This is a genomic window from Prevotella sp. C561, assembly GCF_000224595.1.
Lineage (GTDB): Bacteria > Bacteroidota > Bacteroidia > Bacteroidales > Bacteroidaceae > Prevotella > Prevotella jejuni.
In genome coordinates, this window is the sequence record NZ_JH114144.1 from 56,037 (window position 1) to 76,485 (window position 20,449).

Below are 20,449 nucleotides of genomic sequence, written 5' to 3' on the forward strand. Positions count from 1 at the left end.
ATTTCTTGTGGGTTATAGTGTCGATGAAAAGCTGTGTTGTTCTCCTATATTGAGCGTCCTTAACTTGATGAGATGTAATGATTTTTTACATCCTTGTTGACTACTCTAAAGTGTGTTTGAATTAGTAAATTACTCGTGTGATGGGTGTTTGTTAAGGTCGTTGGGGGCTTTTCCTCTCACAGAGGATATATTTTTCTCTCACAGAGCGCACAGAGTTCACGGAGGTTTTTGGCGCACATTTCGAGCCCACAGAAGGCCTTCGGCATACAGAGGTCACAGAGGCCTTTCAACTAACATTAGCTATAACGCTCTGTGATATCGGTTGACTTAATGTCTCTGTGGGCCTTTGTGTGTTCTGTTCTTCTGTGTTATCTGTGAGAAATAGAACAACTGCGAAACTCACTGGGGAGTTTTTTCTCTCACAGAGCTCACAGATTTAACAGAACTTTTCAACCAACGTTTCGAGCCCACAGAAGGCCTCCGGCATACAGAATTCACAGAACGTTACTGCTAATGAAGATACCAATAAGAAGGTAAAAAGCAGCCTACATCCAGCCTATAGGGGTATCTCGGTGATCACTCCCCTCCCTTTGGGGGAGGGGAAGGGGGAGGGGCCACCATCTTCTATGAGCTTGTGTGTTCTGTTCTTCTGTGTAAATCTGTGAGAAAGAGAACGCACCCACTCTATGAGATGATACATAAGCAACTCGCTGGGGAGTATTATCTCTCAAGAAGGACATTTCTTTCTCTCACAGAGCTCACAGATTTAACAGAACCTTTTTAGCGCATGCGTTTGTTCATTTGAAGCTTTTTCTCTCACAGAGCACACAGAGTTCACGGAGTTTTTGGGTACATGTTTCGATTCCACAAGAGGAGGGGACAGCGTCTACTTAGTACTTGCCAAGAGGCGTGTGAATGGGAGGGTCATGGGCAGTTGTGGGCAAAAAAACAGGATAAAGTCGTGTTAAAGAAACTGAAATAGGCTACAATTAAAAAAAATACTATAAATTTGCAGATAGCTAACCTACGACAAGTTAAACAGCACACATGTGTTGTGAGATGTGAAAACAATATAAGTAAAAACCTATAAAAACATGAGAACTATGAGAAAAACTAACCTTGGACGATCGCTGCTCTTGGTGGTCCCTCTTATGTGTAGCCCTTACGTGGTGCAGAAAGCATGCGCTACACATGCGGTGACGATACAAGCGCAGACCTCTATTATCAAAGGTAAAGTTGTTGATTCACAGTCAGGTGAACCGCTTATCAGTGCCAGTATTACCGTAAATGGTACTAAGAAGATGACCATAACGAACATTGATGGAGAGTTCTCTATCGATGCACAAGTTGGTGATGAGCTGGTTGTCACTTCGTTAGGCTATGAGAAGAAGACGGTGAGGGCTGCTGAGAATATGACAATTAGCCTTGTCGCTACCTCCACAATGCTTAGTGAAACGGTCGTGGTGGGCTATAGCACGCAGAAACGCAACAGTCTGACGGGTTCGCTGAAGAGTATTGACAATAAGGAACTGACGAATGTAACGACCGCAAACGTCACTAACATGCTCACAGGAAAGATACCTGGCATGAACGTTATGCCTGGTTCTGGCAAGCCAGGGTCGTTTGGTGCGATCATTGTACGTGGTAAGTCTACTATCAATGGTAGTACGGCTCCACTCTGGGTTATCGATGGTGTCATCGTTGGAAAGGACCCTGGCGATATCAATCCAAACGATATTGAGTCGCTCACCGTACTGAAAGATGCTGCTTCTACAGCCATCTATGGTTCGCAAGGAGCTAATGGTGTTATCGTGGTGACGACCAAAAGCGCACGAGCTGGTAAAACGTCAATTACCTTCTCAGCCAAGATGGGCCTCTCAACCTTGAATAATGGAAAGGTCAAGATGATGGATGGTGCCGAGCTATACGACTACTATAAGTCGTTTACCAACGCTGCTGAGATAGCTTTCCCACGATGGAATGAACAACTGAGAGATAGTAACTTCGACTGGTGGAAACTGGCTACTCACACGGGAAACGTACAGAACTACGACCTTACTATTAATAGTGGTGGAGATAAGTTGAGTGCTGTCTTCACAGGTGGAGTCTATAAGGAAGATGGTGCAGTACGTGGATATGACTTCACGAGATATAACACCATGATGAAACTAAACTTCAAACCATTCTCATGGATAGCTATTCGTCCGTCCTTGAATGGTAGTAAGGGAGTTATTGACGACCGCCAACGCTCCACCTATTCTATGTATTCTATGCTGCCATGGGATAGCCCTTACGATGAGAATGGGAATATTGTCGGCAATAGATCATCGGCTTGGGTGAACAGTAACTCTACTAACTATCTCTATGAGTTACAGTATAATTGGAGTAAGTATGACTCCTATTCATTTAATGGAAACTTCGATTTCGATATCTATCTGGCTGACTGGCTGACCTTCTCATCAGTGAACAGTTATCGTTGGAGTACCCACCTTGACAAGAGCTATGTAGACCCTCGTACGTCGGGAGCGGAGGACAAGGGTCGTGTGAGCGAGAGTACCAGTACGAACACACGCCGTTATACGAACCAGTTAATCAAAGCGACACGTAGTTTCGGGGATTATCATGGCTTCTTAATGCTTGGTTATGAGTTTAATGATGGCGAGTATCGTTATCATAATGGTAGTGGGACAGGACTTGTTCCAGGCTTTGCACAACTCGACATCACGTCGACGCCTGAGTCGGTGGGAGGTAATAAATACGAGTGGGCAGTACAGTCTTTCTTCGCTAACCTCAATGCTGACTATGCTAATAAATACCTCCTTCAACTGTCATTGAGAACAGACGGCGCAAGTAACTTTGGTTCGGATGCCGCCTACGGTACGTTCTTCTCGGTCAGTGGGGGCTGGGTAGCTACGGCAGAAAAGTGGTTTAAGGTGCCTTGCATAGATTATCTGAAGGTGCGCGCATCCTATGGCTCTGTCGGTAGTCGACCTAACAGCCTCTATCCACAATATGGGTTATACAGCTTAGGAGCCAACTATAACGAGAAACCGGGTGCTGTCATCGCTCAGTTAGCGAACAGGAAACTGACGTGGGAGAAGAGCTTTACGACAGGTGTAGGTATCGACCTTAATATGTTCCGCCGCCTTCGTATGACCTTCGACTTCTATCACAAGCGCACGAGTAACCTCCTTTTCGCTGTGCCTATATCAGGAGTTATCGGTGTGACAAGCATCTGGCAGAATATTGGTGAGCTGACAAATACTGGCTTTGAGACAACGCTTTCGGCCGACATCATCAAGGGGAAGGACCTTACATGGACTGTTGATGCTAACCTGTCGACCAACTCTAACAAGATTAAGAAGCTGTATAGCGGTAGAGACCAAATCATTGTTGGCGATGGTATAGCGGGTTCTGCTAACACGTTGTTACGTCCCGGACTGAGTGTCGACACTTACTACCTGCGCGAATGGGCTGGTGTTGACCCAGAGACGGGTGCTCCACAGTGGTACACAACAGATGCTAATGGCGAGCGGGTCATCACGAAGAGTTATGCTAAAGCCGACCAGATAGCCCTCGACAAACGTGCTACACCAAGCGTGTTCGGTAGCTTCTCTACCACACTTACCTATAAGAACTTCGACTTTAATGCCGTGTTTGGCTATTCTTTGGGTGCTTCTATCTATAACTACTCACGACAGGAGTACGACTCAGATGGTGCCTATACCGACCGTAACCAGTTCAGTCTGCAGAAAGGATGGAAGCGTTGGAGACAGAAGGGAGACATTGCTACTCACCCAGCAGCCGCATACAATAACCCTTCTAATGCTAACAAGGCTTCTACAAGATACTTAGAAAGCTCCGACTTCTTAAAGCTTCGCTCTCTAACCTTGGGTTATAACTTCCATCTTAAGAGTGATGTTGTTAAGGCTTTACGTGTGTATGTAAGCGGAGAAAACCTCTTCTGCATTACTGACTACTCTGGTGTTGATCCAGAACTGCCTGCTGCTGACAGTGGCCGCAATGCCTCTGGCGAGCGTTCGACAGCTCTCTCTATCTCTACTGGCGCTGGTGTCTATCCTTCCGTACGTAAGTTTATGCTTGGCGTTAATGTTACATTCTAAACAAAAGAGTCTATCATGAAGAAAATATATCTGCTGCTTTTGGCAGCTATCACAATGGTTTCGTGTAGTGTTGAGCGTCATCCTGAATATATGATGGATGAGGATGCCATGACAAAGAACATCGATGAGAGTTTTCCAGCACTACTGAAGGGATGCTATGGATACCTAAAAACATGGTCGGACCCTATGTATAGATGTGGTGAATACGCTGGAGATAATATCATGATACGTGGTACTTCTACCGATGCTTTCTATGAGTTTATCTCTTACTCACGCACTCCTAACAACTACAGGCTACAGAACTTCTGGGATTTCAGCTATAAGGTCGTTGCTCAAGCATCTAATATTATTAAGGCAATCCCCGAAGGTAAGAATACTACTACAGATACTCAGTTGGGCGAATGTTACTATTTACGAGGCATGATCTACTTCTATCTCTGTCGTGCATACGGTAGACCGTACGCCCAGAACCCTGAGAAGAACCTCGGTATGCCGATTGTCAACGGTACTCCTGACGACCCTGCTAATGCTGTCTTACCTAATCGTTCTACCGTGAAGGAGACCTACGAGCAGGCTATTAGCGACTTGGAGAAGGCGGCTTCGCTGATGACTGAGGACATACATGGCGAGGAGCACTGTATATTTGCATCTAAGGAAGCTGCTTGGGCAATGTTGAGTAGGGTCTACCTCTATATGAGTGGCACCTATGAAAACCCTAACACGGCCTACGCACAGAAGAGTGTTGAATATGCAACGAAGGTGATTGACTCTGGTAAGTTTAGTCTGCTAAGTCGTAAAGACTATGGTGTTAGCAACACGCTGGAGCCTGAGAACAACCCTGAAAACATCTTTGTGGTGAAGAGGGTAGACTCTGAATTTCCTGGTTGGGACTATTATTACACCATCGGCGGTATGTATTCGAATATTGGCGGTATGGGTTGGGGAGAGATGTATGCCTCGGCTAAATATCTCGACTTGCTCAATGAGACGGGTCAGAACGATTGGTTTAATAAGAAATATACTGATATTCGTGCGCAATTCATTGAGCCTCAGTATGTAAAGGATAAGACTGATAAGTACGTCCCAGTGTTCCGTTTCATCAAGAACGTCTATGATGCGAGCGGTAATCAGGTGAACTTCAACTACGTGCAACTGCGTTATACACGACAGCCAGACAATAGTCTGACATGCGATACGACGGGGACAGGACACACCACACCGCTTGTTCTGACACCTATCGACCCTGCGCAACGCCTCTACTCGATAAACTATCAGGGGCATACCTACCGTGGTGTGCTTGATTATCAGATGAAGCTTAACCGCGTTTATCCTATGTTTTACGTGGTGAAATGCTCTCGTCAGGGTGGTAAGGAGAACCAGTTGTACTCGCCTGTCATCTCTCGTCTTGATGAGATGTACCTCAATCGTGCTGAAGCTAACGTGAAATTGGGTAACATCAGTAGTGCGATGGCCGACGTGAACACCATTCGTGAGCGTGCTATCGTGGGTGGTAGCTATACGAGTGCACAGTTTACAGCCGCTACGGCAAAGACCTTAGTGGACAAAGAACGCCAATTGGAACTTGCCTTTGAGGCTGAGCGTAGCTACGACGTGTTCCGTAATGGTGATACACTAACACGTCGCTTCCCTGGTCCACATCAGCCAATGGTTGACATACCAGCGACCGACTACCGTGTAATCTATTTCATTCCGCAGTCGGCTATCAATGCTTATAAGGGCAACTTAGAGCAGAACCCAAGAAGTAACTAACGTGCTCTTTTGGCACACGAACAATGTGTATAGTGGCTGGAGGGCCTTTCTTCAGCCCCTATATGCCCTGCTTATGTTATTAATGGAGAGGGGTCTAAGAGGATGGAGTGACTTTTTTCTGTCCTCGTATGCCCTGTTCTCCTTGATAGGATAGGGGGGGCTACGAGGCAGGGGTGGCTTTCTTCAATCCCTACATGGCGCATTCTCTTTGATAAAGGAGAGATCTCTAAGTGGATGGAGTGACCTTCTTAGTCCTCGTATGCCCTGTTCTCCTTGACAGGGGAGGGGGATTCTATGTGGCTGGGGTGGCTTTATTCAGTCCTTACATGCGCTGCTTACGATGATAAGGACGAGAAGGCAACGTGGCTGGGGTGGTTTCCTTCAATCCTTACATGGTGTGTTGTGTGTTCGCTTTCATTAGCCTAATAATTGGAGAGGCTATGTCGTTAGCCTTCAATATATCTTTTGTAATGTTATGCCAAAGGCTTGGTTAGAGTGCTGACCGAGCCTTTTATTAACTCTGCCGAACGAGGGAGGGGTGGGCCAACCATGGTAAGGAGGATTTCTATGTGCGTGAGCGAAGGATTTTCTTCTTGCTGTGTGGCATTGTAATCTGTTTACGAGTAGGAGTTACGGAGGTGTTGTAGCCAAGCAAAATCGTTGGTTGCTTTTGCCGATGTATGGCATTATTTTCTATGGACTCGGTTGTTTATACTGCTTTTCATGTGTTCTCTATGTGTGCGAAGAGTGTACTTGTATGTTCCGTGAAAAGCTACTTTGTCACGATAAAACTTCATGAATTTTGACGCATAGAGGCAAAGGGAGGAGGGCGAAAGGATGGGTTTAGGCGCAACGTAAAGCCTGTGCCTGACCAGTGGCTGCGGTTATAAAGAATGATGGGAACGTTATTTTGGCGAGTAGGATGAGGCTTAATGATGCCACATCTTACTGTCGAGTTGTTTTGAAATTACTTTACATGGTTCAGTGCTATACGTGTTGAAAATAAGAGAGAAACGTAGTCTTTAATGTTCTCGTAACTCTCTTGTTATTAAGAAATTATACAGTTGTAAAGTAAAAGATGCCTAATAAGGGTCGAGAAGGGCCCCTTCAAGGGTTAAGAAGGGCGTCTTCTCCCACGCAGAAAGGCCTCCTCTCAAACCCAATTAGGCCTCTGTTGGAGTTAAGAGCATCATTTTCTTTTACAAAAAAGTGTTTCGTTTTCATTCTTCTCACCCCTGTAACGTTTGTTTCTTTTTTATTTTTTTGCATAAACTCTGCTGTGTTTAATACTTTCTTTATATCTTTGTAAGCCAGATAGTCGTCCGTTCGATAGAATGTGATACGCTGTTATGCGGATGAATATAACCCCTTGAACGTGAGTGTGTTTTATCGTTTAGAGTCAGATAGTAATGCTTCATTATATAAACACAGATATTGTTTTTCAGGAGTTCCCCGACGAGGTGACCCTTGCCATTAACGTGTCTGGTTGTCCGTGTCACTGTCCTGGCTGTCATAGTCAGTTCCTGTGGGCGGATAGGGGACATGACCTGACGACAGAGGCCTTGTCTACATTGATTTATGAAGCGAAAGACACGATAACATGTGTGGGATTTATGGGGGGCGATGGCGACCCAGCTGAAGTCGACAGGCTCGCTGAACACGTGCGACAGAACCATGAAGGACTGAAAGTTGGCTGGTACACTGGGCGTACAGCAATCTCCCCACTTATCGACCAACAGCGTTTCGACTATATCAAAGTGGGTCCCTATCTCCGCCATCTCGGTGGCCTCGACTCCCCACGCACCAATCAGCGGATGTACCGCCGACGCCCAGATGGATCCTTCGAGGATATCACCTCCCGCTTCTGGAAACATCAGGTAGGAACGAACTTATAAGTTTTTCCGCTCCAGATTACTGTTATTTAACCCTGCGCTCCTTGACATTTTGCAAAAGAAATAACTACCTTTGCACCCGCTTAGAAAGTAGTTAATTTCTGTTAACAAACCCCGGATTTATAAGTCTTACTACTCTCCCCCTGCCTTAAACAAAGCCTTCACGCCCCTAACCCTCCGAGAGTATCTTCCATTAGAACAAGGATTAAGACCTGATTCTGGATTGATTTCAAATGTTTGTCCATTCTCCGAGAGTATCTTCCATTAGAACAAGGATTAAGACTATTTTACGCTTAACCATACTCCTTCGAGTTTAGCTCCGAGAGTATCTTCCATTAGAACAAGGATTAAGACCTATTGAAGCCTTCATATCTCTTATCATTTTAAATCTCCGAGAGTATCTTCCATTAGAACAAGGATTAAGACATATCTAAAACTCTGTAGAGCCGAATTTCAGTTGTCTCCGAGAGTATCTTCCATTAGAACAAGGATTAAGACACTTTCGCATTAACGGTAAAGCCTTCAGGGTTAGCGGCTCCGAGAGTATCTTCCATTAGAACAAGGATTAAGACTCCTCATGGCAAAGGATAAGAGGTTGACCCTTACTCCGAGAGTATCTTCCATTAGAACAAGGATTAAGACCAGTAAGCGTACTCTGGTACTTTTTCTGATACTCCTCCGAAAGTATCTTCCATTAGAACAAGGATTAAGACTCACGACCTTCTCCATTGAGAACTCGGTCGTTCTTTCTCCGAGAGTATCTTCCATTAGAACAAGGATTAAGACAGGTCTACAGAGCTGCGCTTGAAAGTAAGGGTGGTGTACTCCGAGAGTACCTTCCATTATAACAAGGATTAAGACACAACATCTGACATTCGATTTGACTTGAACGTAACACCTCCGAGACTATCTTCCATTATAACAAGGATTAGAGATATTAAATCAAGAAAATATAAACAACAATAACAATTATATTATGGGTGAACAATTAGATTATTCATTTCAACACTATGGTGATTTTGGATGGAGTTTTTTATTTTTAGTACCTTTATTAATAATAGTAGTATTAGTATTATATGTTATTATCTATTTAATTAATATAGGAGTTAAAAATAAATTACTCAAAAGAGGATTAATTACTATTTTACTAATAAGTTTGGTTATTCCTTTTCTTCGTTTGGGATTAGTAAAAAGCCATAATAGAGATGGTTCAATAACTATTCCAAAGTTTCAAAAAGAAATTATTAAGTCTAAGACAAAAAACATGTCTGAAGATGAAATAATTGATTATAGTGTTAAGCTAACTGCTGAGACATTAAAGTTTTCTGATAAATGTAGCCCAGTTACATTCAAGAAGGAAACTAATGCTCATTGTGTGTTGTATGCTAAAGTATTAGCTTCTGTATGTAATTATGCATTTCAAGTAAATCATATAGATGCAACAGCTTATCCTGTAGTTGGAGATGTAACTTTTGCTGGGATTAACTTATGTTCATTAGTTAGTAGTATTTTTAGTTTTAATAATAGATTAAAGAACTTCACTAAAGATCATGATTTCGTAGAGATTAAATCTCCAAACTCTGATATTTATGTAGATGCCTGTATATATGATTTATTAAATGTATCTATCAAACAACGAAATTAGAAATTATATGGTAAATATGTCTATGCCATAATAAATTAAATTTATAAGAACTCAATCAGGAACTCTGCGGGTATGTTCCATTAGAACAAGGACTAAGATAACAGCAAGTTCTGTGGTGCAAGATAGCAAATAATATAGTATGAATAAATTAGATTCAATTAAATAATGAAAAAGATTTTATCAATAGTAATTATTCTGATATCCGTTCTTGTTATATGGAGTAGAAATTTTAGTTATAATCCAGAGAAGACGGCTGTATATGTCACAAATAATGCACTAAGTAGATCACATACTTGTTGTGCATGGTTTGTTATGCGGGCTATGCAAGCAGGAGGATGTCCAATAGGAATTTATCCAGCGTATTATTATTCTAAAGTATTACCGAAATATGGTTTTAAGGTAATAGATACAAAAGATTATAAGAAAGGTGATATAATCGTATTTCCTGCTATTAAAAACCATATCTTTGGGCATATAGCAATATGGAATGGTGAACAATGGGTTTCTGATTTCAAGCAAAAATCGATGTTTCCTGCATCTGGATATAGATTTGCAAAATATAAAATATTTAGATATGAGAAAAATACCTAACATCTTAAGATGGGTATTTGTAGGATTATTTTCTATTCTATCTTGTCTCATTATATATATGGTAAACATGTCTATGCAAGAATAAATTAAATTTATAAGACCTCTATCAAGTACTCCGAGGGCATCTTCTATTAGAACAAGGATTAAGACACCTGCATACTGCCGAAGATTTGGAAAAATGTTCATAACGCCGAGCGTATCTTCCATTAGAACAAGGATAAAGACAGATTGATGATTGTGTCGTGTTCAAAAGTAGTAACTCTTAGAGCATTTTCCATTAAAACAAGGATTAAGATACATCGTTTTCCTCGTTGTTCATGACAATGTGGATTTAGGTAGTTGCTTTCCATTAGTACTCATGGCTCTTTGGGAGTAGAGTTCTTGGTGGTTAGGGTAGGGAAGTCTTGGGAATGAGTTGTTGGCAACATTATATTCCGAATGACATTCATTAGCGGAGATGAGGCATGAAGGGACTGATGGAGAATGCCCAAAATTGCAATTTTGAGGGTGGTTATCCCAAAGCTTGATTTCGGTGAAAAATAAATTTGCTGTCATTCCTGTCATGCAAATGTGGATGTTAACTGGTTAGTAAGTAATGACTTATACGAAATGTTAAAAGTGACAGCAACTATAAATAAAACTATTTTCGTGTTTTAAGAGGTAGATTGGCGTTGATATTTAGTGAGATGTAATTGCCTCGTTCGAGGGTGAAATGGTAGATGTGAATATAGTCTGTTTAGGTAGTATAGAAACCTTGAAGATGAAAGCAAAAAGGTTTCCTCACAGCTTAGACAGCATAAGGGTTAGGGACAACTTGGTTCTACGCGCAATATTCATAGGTTTAAGTATAACCTGCTTGGTATTGTCGATTCCTATTAGGATTACCTATAAAAGCAGCATTAACAAATAAAGAAAAGAATGAAGAAAAAGTTTAATACAATAATCATGTTACTACTCATTGCTATAGCAGTATATGCACAGCATACGCCACGGATAGTAAATGATTTCAAAGAGGGAGATTTAATCTTTCAAGTGTCACAAAGTAATCAGTCTCCTTTTATTCAGTTAGCGACTAATTCGCCGTGGTCACATTGTGGAGTTATAGTAGAAAAAGGCGGTAAAGTCTATGTGCTTGAAGCCTCTAATGTCGTTAAGCTCACTCCACTTAAGAAATGGATTAGTAGAGGAAAGTTTGGTAAGTATAAGAGGAGACGAGTACTTAACAAACCCGTTAAGATTAGGTATGCTAAATATCTTGGTAAGAAGTATGATTTAGCCTTTAAGTTCAATAATAATAAATATTATTGTTCAGAACTTATATACGATATTTACAAGGACCAATTTGGTATTCAACTCGCTACGCCCAAACCGATTAAGTCTTACCATGTGTTTGGACTTGGAAAGTTAATGAAAAGGCGAGGTATGGATCCAAATCAGAAGGTGGTGGCTCCTTGTGATTTGTTATAGATAAAAGACATAATACCTGCTTGCAGGCGTTTGTGGGTTCTCCCTGTTCGCTGAAAGGTTTCTGTTCAATCTGTGAGAGGTACTCCTATGAGACTCTTGTGTTCTTTTTTCACAGAGCTACACAGATGAACAGATTTCACAAAGGTGCACAGATACATTAAGTCAACCGATAGCACAGAACGTTACAGCTAAAAGATGGGTGTTGGGTGATGGGTGTTAGGTGTTGATGAATAGACATAAATCTGTCGCCGTCAATCAGCGTTTGTGGGTCCTCCCTGTTCGCTGAAAGGCTTCTGTTTAATCTGTGAGTTCTGTGAGAGATAATATTCCCAACGAATCTCTTGTATTCTTTTTCTCACAGAGTTACACAGAAGAACAGATTTCATAAAGGGGGCACAGAGACATTAAGTCAACCGATAGCACAGAACGTTACAGCCAACATTAGCTATAACGCTCTGTGATATCTGTCGCCGTCAATCGGCGTTTGTGGATTTCCCCTGTTTGTTGAAAGGTTTCTGTTCAATCTGTGAGTTCTGTGAGAGATATAACCCCTAACGAATCTCTTGTTACTGTGCTGTGTTAAAAAAACTCCGTACTCTCCTTTTCTCTGTGTGAGACTTCATTAGAGACCAAAGGTTAGGCTACATCCTTATCATTCCAAATATCTGAAGAGCCAAAAAGGTTTGCAAACAGACAGCATCATACCCTCGCTGTCTGTTTGCAAACCAATAACAATCTACATGGAGTTTATAAGATGAATACATACCTTATCGACATATAGAGTTGAATGCCGACAACGTAGGTAGGAACGAGTCTTGAGCCTACCTCCAAACCACCAACAAGGACCTTGTGCATCTTTGCGACACTGTCAATCGTACCACTTGCCACACCGTAGGTAAGTGACATAATGATGATGATGAGTGATAAGGAAGGTATAAAACTGGACGAGAAGGAACTGGGGAATAGCTGTCCTGTCACACTTAGGAGGATAGCGTGGGGAATAGCAGTGAGGAGAACCATGATGATAACATAGACGATAAACTCGACCAAAGCTATGCGTAGACCAACTTTCTCACGATAATGGACTTTATGCTGATGGTTAGAAGATGTTGTTAGGCTACTTCTCGTGTTGGATAGTGTCTCACGTAACGCATCATAGAGGCGGCTACGAACACACGCACCCACTGCCATCACCGCCATAATAAAGTAGATAAGCAGTGGTGATAGTTGGTTGCTGACAAATGAGCCAAAGAACCATCTGATACCTTCACTACTCAATACAGACCGCATCGGGAGCTCAGGAAAAGCTGCCGTAACAAGCCATGAAAGCAGTATCAATGCCAGTTGGGAAACGAGAAGTACTAAGACAATATATCCTAACTTATTCCTCATCAGCGTGGAGATTGTCGATATCGATAATACGCAGTTCTAATGCCCTTACTACAAGGCGCGTAGCATTGACGCTCATCCCATTGTTACCATCAGGGAAGAGCTTCTGTACGAGTTCGTTCTGTCGTTTCTCCAAACTCTTTACACCAAAAGGCATACCACGCAGGTTGGTTATCTGCTCCTTAGTATAGCCGAGTGCAAGGTGGCGAAGGAAGCGTTCGTCATACTCATCAATCTCGTAGCTGACCATCGCCTCTTGGTGCATTAGCTGACCGCTCACGCTCATTTTGAATCGACCCACAATCTTTTCAAGGATAGGTTGATTGAACACCATTCGTTTACCTGACATGACACTTGCCACGTCACCACGTGTCAGTAGTTCGCCACTCTTCAAGCAGATGCCATCAGCACCAGCGTCAAGAACATCGACCCACAGCTTTTCATTCAGTATCTCACCCGTAAAGATAAGTACTTTCACGTTCGGATAGGTCTGCTTTGTTTGGCGACATATCTCTACGCCCACCGTTGTTGAACCACCCAATCCGAGGTCGAGTAGCACGAGGTCGGGTAGGTTCTGCTTAATTAGTTTCCAGTAGGCAACTTCGCTTTCAGCCGTTCCGATAATCTCCGCCTCCGGTATTTCGTTTCTAAAGATACCCTCCGTTCCTTTTAATTCCAAGGGTACGTCTTCAACGATAATGACTCTAAACTTCTCCATAGATATATTTTGTTTTATTTTGTTTCTTAATTTGCTTTTGCCAAGACCACATCTATTCTCACGCCCTCTGGTGTCTCGTTAGCTGAGATACCACAGCCACGTTTATTTGTAGCCTCGCCATTGTCGCGGGCAATCTGTCGGCAGATGAAGAACATCAAACGGTCGGCAGATGGTTGGAAGAGGTTGCGACAAGCATCATCAGAGAGTGACAGCGTAGACATGATGACGTGTAAGGTCACGTAACCAGGCTGATGCTCTTCGGCAGTGACCGTCAGTGGTTGGTTATTATTAATAAGGTATAAGATATCAAATAAGTAGGCAAGGAAGACAGGGTCACCATTGATAAGTGGTGACTCAAAGGCTGTCGTCAGTTTCGTAGGACTCACCAAAGTCGTGATATCCACAGGACGCGATACAAGTTTCACGGCCTCAATCTGGCTCATAGCCTGCTGACTAAGAATCTGATAGAGCTCCTTGTAGTAGATAGCCAACTCGTCAATCGCTTCAAGCTGACCGTCAGCTTCGTCGACAAGCTGGCGAATACGTGAAGGATAGTACATTGTCTCGTGTTTCAGCGTTGACAGACAGTTATCAAGAATACTATTACTAATGTGCAAACGCTCGTTCTCGTATTCCACACAACGCACCTCATCTTCGAGCAGTTCGATATCAGACTGGCTCTTCTGGTTCTCTTCCACCGATGCGACAAGTGCCTCCTTAATCTGGTTGACAATAGCCAATAATCGTTCAGGAAATCTGTCGCTCACTCCTTTCTCAACCTCTCTTAGTTTGTTCTCTTCGCTAACATCGCTAAGGAGGATAGTGTTTATCTGTCTTACACGTTCCAAACAGAACTGATAGACGAGGCGGTGACGATAATACATCACGTAATACACTGGTAGAATGGACAGTAGGAAGAGCACGAGAAGGGCAACAGCCACATTCTTATTGGTCTCCGACTTCATCATCATTCGGCAGTATTCGCCCAAAGAGTTATCGGCATAACGCTCCTTAAAGAGGTGGGTATAGACAGAGTTATTATATTTATAAAGGTCCCACTCATGCAAGGCAAGTGCCGCAACAGCACTCTCATTGCGTATATCGAGGATAATTCCATAGTTCATCGGGATACTATCATGATACCATTTAATCTCTGCTGGGACAATAGATAGACTCCCAAGTCGCTTCATCAGTTCCTTTCCTTTAGGCTGAAGCTGTAGATAGCGTTTATTAAGGTAGTATCGACAAGTATCCGCATAAGCCAACGTCTTACTATATGAACCATTGATATTAGAGAAGTAAGCCGAGTCGGCATAGATAGCCGCAAGGGTGGTGTAATCCTTCTTTACAAGTGCTGCAGCCTTATCATAGGTCCTTGTTGGTCGAGCCTGAGCAGTCAATAAGGAAGCAGTAGCAAGGAGGCAGGCCAACAAGACACGGCTGATACCCTTTGGCAGACGGAAGAAGAAGCGGCTACCCTTGCCTTTCTTACTCTCAACGCCAATCTCACAGATAGCGAATATCTGGCTAATCTTCTTATACTTATTGATGATACCCTTACAATTCATCAGTCCGAAGCCATGCGATGAACTGTCTTTCTGGTCATGAATAGGCTTATGGTCGAAGATATGTTGCTGTTCTTCTTCTGTGAGTCCACAGCCCGTATCGCTAACAGCTATCTCTACATAGTCTGGTGCTTCGGTAGATGTAATCGTCACCTTCCCGCCTTTCGCTGTAAACTTACGGGCGTTATCAGCTAAGGTGTTCACCATGAAAAGCGTCAGAACACGGTCGGCTTTGACAATAGCCTTGGTATGCTCTACACGTAGTTCTATACCTTTCATGTAGAAACCCATACGTCCTTTCTTTACGATATCGAACACCTGTTGCACAGGGAAGCTCTCGATGTGTAGCGACAGCCGCCCTTGTCTGAGTTGAATCCACTCTGTGAGTACAGCGTTTAATTCATTAATCTTATCCGTCAACTCCCGTATATAGGTGTAACGTTCAGCCTTTACAGTCTCACTTTCACCGCCCTTCTTGAGTCTTTCTATCTCATGTAACATACGGTCGATGAGTGGGATAACGCCGTTGACGAGTGATATCTTAGCCCTTTGTTCAAGGTTCTTACGTTTATTATCAGTGAGGTGTAACTTATTGATATCCAGTTGTTCGGATATCTCTTCATACTGTTCAGCCAATTCCGCCATGTGCTGTTCGTTGTGTTGTCGCCATTGTTCAAGTGGCTGAAGGAGGTCGTCTAACGCCCCTTGTGTATCTTTTCTTCTACGGAGGTAATGGAAGAGAACGAGCGACCCCAATACGATGATGATAGAAAGAGCCACAGCAATAATGATGAGATTGAGCTGCTGTGAGGTGTTTTCTAATTGTTCCGCACGTGAGGTGAGATACCTGTCTTGTCGTGTTTCGTCCTGTAAGTCAAGATAGATATTACGGTTGTAATCACTTTGTTGTTTGTTGTTAATCGCCGAATAAGTCACACTCAGCTGTTCACGGATAGACGCAACGAGGTCTGGAGCCTGCTTTATAGCAGGATTGTTGTTTAATGCCTTATTCAGACAAATGATTGCTGAACGATAGTCTTTAATCTGCCAATAGCATGAAGCCAAGGTTCGATAAGAGCCAGCCGTCTGATAGACATCTCCATAACGTTGGAAGATATGCAGCGAACGCTGTGCCAAGTTACCTGCAAGGAGGCTATCAGGCATATTATCAAGATTGATGTATTGGAACGAGGGGAGGTTATTGTGCATCAGTGTCTCCCGACTCTTATCGTTCACAATCAGCTCACTGATAGCCTGCAAGGAGTTTGCCTCCCAATAAGGGAAGTTGTGTTGTCGTGCAAGCATATAGCATCTTATGAGATACTCAAACTCCTTTTGTTCAATAGCTTTCTGTGTGTTCGTATTGATAATACCACCCGAGCCGATGTTATAGAAGTAGGCCAACAGCTGTGCTATGTCTGTTTGAATCTCTCCATCAGGGTTAATTTGGTGGATGGCTTTGATAGATGGCTGTTCCAAACCTACATAATAATAATAGGTGGAGGTAACGATAGCAAACTCAGAGCGGGCATAGACCATACGACGTCGCTGACGAGGAGAGAGCAGTGCTTCGTCTTCTTCAATACGATGAAGTCTTTTCTGTGCCTTTTCATAGTAGTCGTAGAACTCCTTATTGAGCGACTCACGCTGACAGAGACGCATCAACTGGATGTCAGCAACCAACAGTTCTACCTGGTTATCAGTAATCTTTAATACGGAATCGAGCTTAGCGTTAGCTGCCGTAAAGAGCATCTTCATCAAGTCGACAAAGGCAAGGTTGTTCAGTGCTTCTGCCTTTCCTGCGTCATAGTTCTTCGCTAAGTTATAGGCTTTATTAGCATAGATTGTGACAGAGTCGAGGTTGCGATAATGGAGAGCGTAGGCCTTGTCATTATAGAGGTCGACCTCTTTCTGATTGGGCGTACTACAAGCAACACACAACAGAAGGAGTAGGCAGGCTACCCATCCTTGTATTTTACCGTATGTTCTTGCTTTCTTCATCTATCTTATAGGGTCTTTGTCGCAGTCAATCTATAATCTAAAGGCAAATTTACAAAACTTTTCTCAAATAGGGGTTAAGCAACTACAGAATTATCTATCATCTTTATTTGACAACATGATTTAGTCGTTCAATGATGGAGACCGTTGCTTTCTTCTTTCTTTCTCGTGGATAATCAAAAAGAGTTGGGTGCATCAGATTGCTGATACACCCAACTCTTTTTGATTCTAAATAATGCTGTTCCCCATTTTAAGGATGGCAGAAGAAGAGTATTATCACTTGTGCCATAAATATTCTTAGGAACATACTGAGCGGATAAACAGTTGAGTATCCGACAGCTGGAGCCTCGCTTGAACAGATGGAGTTAGCGTACCCCAATGCTGGAGGGTCGGTATAGGTACCTGCCAACATACCCATGATTGTAAAGTAATTGAACTTATACTTCATTCGTGCGATGGTTCCTACGATAAGAATTGGGATGATGGTGATGAGGAAACCAGTGTAAACATACTTCAAACCGTCTCCTTGGATAACCGTATTCCAGAACCCTGCGCCAGCCTTGATGCCCACGGAGGCAAGGAAGAGGGCTAATCCCATCTCACGTAACATCAGGTTGGCTGATGTCGTTGTATAGGTGACAAGACCTATACGATGACCGAAGCGACCTAAGAGAATGGCTATGATCAGCGGACCACCGGCCAAGCCGAGCTTCATAGCTACAGGCATGTTAGGAATACTGATAGGTAGACTTCCAAAGAGAATACCTACCATGATACCGATAAAGATAGTTGCGATGTTTGGCGCATAGAGGCGTTTCTCGGAGTTACCCATCATCTCTGCTACACGGTTTACATTCTCTTCTGGACCAACAACCATGATGCGGTCGCCAACGATAAAGCGGTGGTTACGACCCGCAAAGAGGTCCATACCTTGGCGGATGATACGTGTCACGTTCACGCCATAGACTGAACGGAAATGTAGATTACCTAAAGTCTTACCGTTGATAGAGCTGTTGGTGATGATAATACGGCGACTAATGAGTGGTTGAGGCTGGTCTTCCTCGTGCCAGTCTACCTCAATCTCTGGACCAATGAAGGCTTGGATAGCCTGTGCGTCAACCTCTGCACTAACGATAAGTATCTCATCACCCAACTCAAAGACATTGTCTAAAGTAGGAACACTGAGTACGTTATTGTGCATAAGACGTGTACAAACGAAATCGCGGTTGAGGAACTCTGATATTTCTTTGAGCTTTCGGCCTGCGATATAGGCGTTCTGTACCCTCAGATACATGGTGTGAGGTTTCGCGTTTGGGTTCTCTGCTTCTTCCTCATTCAGCTTCTCATTCTCTTCTTCGAGGTTTACCTTACAGATATAACGTATAGCAATTGTTGCACCGATAATACCTACGACACCCAAAGGATAGGCACAGGCATAACCAGAAGTGATGTCGAAATCCATCCCGTTCTTAAAGACGCTGTGTAAAGCCTCATTCGCTGCACCAAGACCAGGGGTGTTTGTTACGGCACCATAGAGCGTACCTACCATCATAGGAAGGCTACTTGAGTCTTTCGTGTCAAAGAAGATAAAGTAGCACGCAAACATCACGAGGATGTTAAGAAGGATTGTCACCGAGGCGAGGATGTTAAGTTTTAGTCCGCCTTTACCGAAGCTTTCGAAGAAACCAGGGCCTACTTGCAGACCTATCATAAAGACGAATAGAATCAATCCAAAGTCTTGTAAGAAACTTAACACAGGTAGTGGTCCTGTGAATTTAATACTTCCGGCTGCAATGCCGACGAACAAAACGAAGGTTACTCCAAGTGAGATACCTCCAATCTTAATCTTGCCAAGTAGTACGCCTAAGGCAATGACAATCGAATAAAGCAACACGATATGTGCTACCGTATCCTGTTTTGCTGTTGAGAAAATATCAATTAACCAGTCCATAAGGTATTGTTTAGTGGGTGCAAAGGTAGTGATTTAAAAGAATATAAGCTAATCTTTTATGACAATTTTCAGGACACTGATGTTTTTTGTTGGTACAATGTACAATATTTGTAGATGACTATCAATCAGAATGATAAGAATGGGTAGGGTAGGTGGATAGCCTTCTCTCCTTGCCTTTACACCTATTTTCTCCTGATAGTCAATAGGTTTTTGTAGACGTATGTAAGGGTAGCCTCACCCCCGGCCCCTCTCCGAATGGAGAGGGGAGTGATTACCGAGATACCCCTATGGGAGGATGTTTTCACGTCTATATAATAGTCAGCTCATCATTATATAATATATTGTTTCACATTTATATAATATCTCGTTCATCTTCCTCACAAGCCTGTTTATGGTTGATTTCATATTTTGCATTCGTGTTATTCGCGTCATTCGTAGTTCGGACCATCCTCTGTTTTCGTTTGTCATTATGTCATTCTGTCTTCAAAAAAATCATCTGTCTCCATTTGTCATTATGTCATTCTGTCTTCAAAAATCCCTCTGTCTTCGTCCGTCCCCCTGTTATTCTGTCTCTCATATATTCTGTCTGTCTGATGTTGAAATGTCTTTACAAAGAGGCGTATAGGGGTCCTGAAAAAAGGAGAGGAATATGTATAAGAAGTGAGTATGTAACTATCATGTATTCAGATGGTTATAGGTAGCAAAGAAGAAGACGCCTAATAAGCATCAAGAAGGGCGTCTTCAACATGCAAGAAGGGCATGTTCTTGAAGCAAGAAGAGCGTCTTCTTGAACGCTGACGGGCATGTACAGGGAGTGAGTAGAGCGAAAAAGGTTTACAAGAAGGTTCCTCAGATAATAGTAGTAAAGCTTTCTGATACTTATAGTGAGGTTTTCTGACGATTATGAGACCTCTGCAAAACTCTTAGTTTAGAAATTTGCTTATATCATTATTTTTTCGTACCTTTATAGTATGAAACAGCAACTCTCCTCTCTCAGTTTTGCCGACCTATTAGCCGGTCAGCGTAAGGTCAAGCAGACCTTCTTTTCTCAGATAGACAATATTATCGATTGGAATCCAATCCGTGGTATTATTGAAATTGCCTACACCAAAGGTAACAAGGCAACTGGTCGTCCGAGCTATGATAGTCTTGTGCTTTTTAAAATCGAACTTCTCCGTACTTGGTATGGTCTTAGTGATGGTGAGGTTGAGGAGCAGGTAAACGATCGTTTGTCTTTCAGCCGCTTTGTAGGACTGGGTTTGGAAGATGTTGCTCCTGATAGTACGACTGTATGTCGTTTCCGTAACATTCTTGTAGAGGCAGACCTTTATGATATGGT

The 20,449-nt window shown here is 42.8% G+C and carries 11 protein-coding genes and 1 CRISPR repeat array; of the genes, 7 read left to right on the forward strand and 4 right to left on the reverse strand.

Annotation, left to right across the window (positions count from 1 at the left end; genetic code table 11):
- Positions 1-1,094: 1,094 nt before the first annotated feature.
- The 6 genes from HMPREF0666_RS07000 (at position 1,095) to HMPREF0666_RS07025 (ending at position 11,489) form a co-directional block, all read left to right on the forward strand.
- Positions 1,095-4,124: a TonB-dependent receptor gene (locus tag HMPREF0666_RS07000; protein WP_042856135.1), complete on the forward strand. Its 3,030-nt coding sequence runs from the start codon at positions 1,095-1,097 to the stop codon at positions 4,122-4,124.
- 15 nt (positions 4,125-4,139) lie between these two features.
- A complete protein-coding gene (locus HMPREF0666_RS07005) occupies positions 4,140-5,894 on the forward strand; it encodes a RagB/SusD family nutrient uptake outer membrane protein (RefSeq protein WP_009011678.1) in 1,755 nt (584 codons plus the stop codon).
- A gap of 1,409 nt (positions 5,895-7,303) precedes the next feature.
- A complete protein-coding gene (nrdG, locus tag HMPREF0666_RS07010; RefSeq protein WP_009011680.1) occupies positions 7,304-7,789 on the forward strand; it encodes an anaerobic ribonucleoside-triphosphate reductase activating protein in 486 nt (161 codons plus the stop codon).
- A 172-nt stretch (positions 7,790-7,961) separates the two neighbouring features.
- A CRISPR array of direct repeats spans positions 7,962-8,721; the repeat unit is 37 nt; unit sequence CTCCGAGAGTATCTTCCATTAGAACAAGGATTAAGAC.
- Between the two features lie 41 nt (positions 8,722-8,762).
- Positions 8,763-9,431 carry a hypothetical protein gene (locus HMPREF0666_RS07015; RefSeq protein WP_009011681.1) on the forward strand — a complete coding sequence of 223 codons (669 nt, stop codon included), beginning with the start codon at positions 8,763-8,765 and terminating at the stop codon, positions 9,429-9,431.
- 165 nt (positions 9,432-9,596) lie between these two features.
- Positions 9,597-10,022, forward strand: a complete 426-nt coding sequence (locus tag HMPREF0666_RS07020) for a CHAP domain-containing protein (RefSeq protein WP_009011682.1) — start codon at positions 9,597-9,599, stop codon at positions 10,020-10,022.
- A gap of 918 nt (positions 10,023-10,940) precedes the next feature.
- A complete protein-coding gene (locus HMPREF0666_RS07025; protein ID WP_009011683.1) occupies positions 10,941-11,489 on the forward strand; it encodes a YiiX/YebB-like N1pC/P60 family cysteine hydrolase in 549 nt (182 codons plus the stop codon).
- 747 nt (positions 11,490-12,236) lie between these two features.
- Here the strand turns inward: HMPREF0666_RS07025 and HMPREF0666_RS07030 are convergent.
- The 4 genes from HMPREF0666_RS07030 to HMPREF0666_RS07045 form a co-directional block, all read right to left on the reverse strand.
- Entirely contained in the window at positions 12,237-12,881 is a 645-nt protein-coding gene (locus HMPREF0666_RS07030) for an AbgT family transporter (RefSeq protein WP_009011684.1), read from the reverse strand.
- Entirely contained in the window at positions 12,871-13,596 is a 726-nt protein-coding gene (locus HMPREF0666_RS07035) for a DUF5932 domain-containing protein (protein ID WP_009011685.1), read from the reverse strand. The genes HMPREF0666_RS07030 and HMPREF0666_RS07035 overlap by 11 nt, the downstream gene beginning before the upstream one ends.
- A 26-nt stretch (positions 13,597-13,622) precedes the next feature.
- A complete protein-coding gene (locus tag HMPREF0666_RS07040; RefSeq protein ID WP_009011686.1) occupies positions 13,623-17,162 on the reverse strand; it encodes a DUF5112 domain-containing protein in 3,540 nt (1,179 codons plus the stop codon).
- 247 nt (positions 17,163-17,409) lie between these two features.
- Complete coding sequence (locus HMPREF0666_RS07045) at positions 17,410-19,110, reverse strand: putative transporter (protein ID WP_009011687.1); 1,701 nt, start codon at positions 19,108-19,110, stop codon at positions 17,410-17,412.
- 971 nt (positions 19,111-20,081) lie between these two features.
- Here HMPREF0666_RS07045 and HMPREF0666_RS07050 point away from each other — a divergent pair.
- The coding region (locus HMPREF0666_RS07050; protein WP_009011688.1) for an IS5/IS1182 family transposase at positions 20,082-20,449 on the forward strand (368 nt) is incomplete at its 3' end.

Excerpts from the sequence above, each read along its gene's own strand:
- HMPREF0666_RS07030 (WP_009011684.1), bottom strand. The coding sequence starts at position 12,881 with ATGAGGAATAAGTTAGGATATATTGTCTTAGTACTTCTCGTTTCCCAA.
- HMPREF0666_RS07035 (WP_009011685.1), bottom strand. The coding sequence starts at position 13,596 with ATGGAGAAGTTTAGAGTCATTATCGTTGAAGACGTACCCTTGGAATTA.
- HMPREF0666_RS07045 (WP_009011687.1), bottom strand. The coding sequence starts at position 19,110 with ATGGACTGGTTAATTGATATTTTCTCAACAGCAAAACAGGATACGGTA.
- HMPREF0666_RS07000 (WP_042856135.1), top strand. The coding sequence starts at position 1,095 with ATGAGAACTATGAGAAAAACTAACCTTGGACGATCGCTGCTCTTGGTG.
- HMPREF0666_RS07025 (WP_009011683.1), top strand. The coding sequence starts at position 10,941 with ATGAAGAAAAAGTTTAATACAATAATCATGTTACTACTCATTGCTATA.
- HMPREF0666_RS07040 (WP_009011686.1), bottom strand. The coding sequence starts at position 17,162 with ATGAAGAAAGCAAGAACATACGGTAAAATACAAGGATGGGTAGCCTGC.
- HMPREF0666_RS07005 (WP_009011678.1), top strand. The coding sequence starts at position 4,140 with ATGAAGAAAATATATCTGCTGCTTTTGGCAGCTATCACAATGGTTTCG.
- nrdG (WP_009011680.1), top strand. The coding sequence starts at position 7,304 with ATGCTTCATTATATAAACACAGATATTGTTTTTCAGGAGTTCCCCGAC.
- HMPREF0666_RS07020 (WP_009011682.1), top strand. The coding sequence starts at position 9,597 with ATGAAAAAGATTTTATCAATAGTAATTATTCTGATATCCGTTCTTGTT.
- HMPREF0666_RS07015 (WP_009011681.1), top strand. The coding sequence starts at position 8,763 with ATGGGTGAACAATTAGATTATTCATTTCAACACTATGGTGATTTTGGA.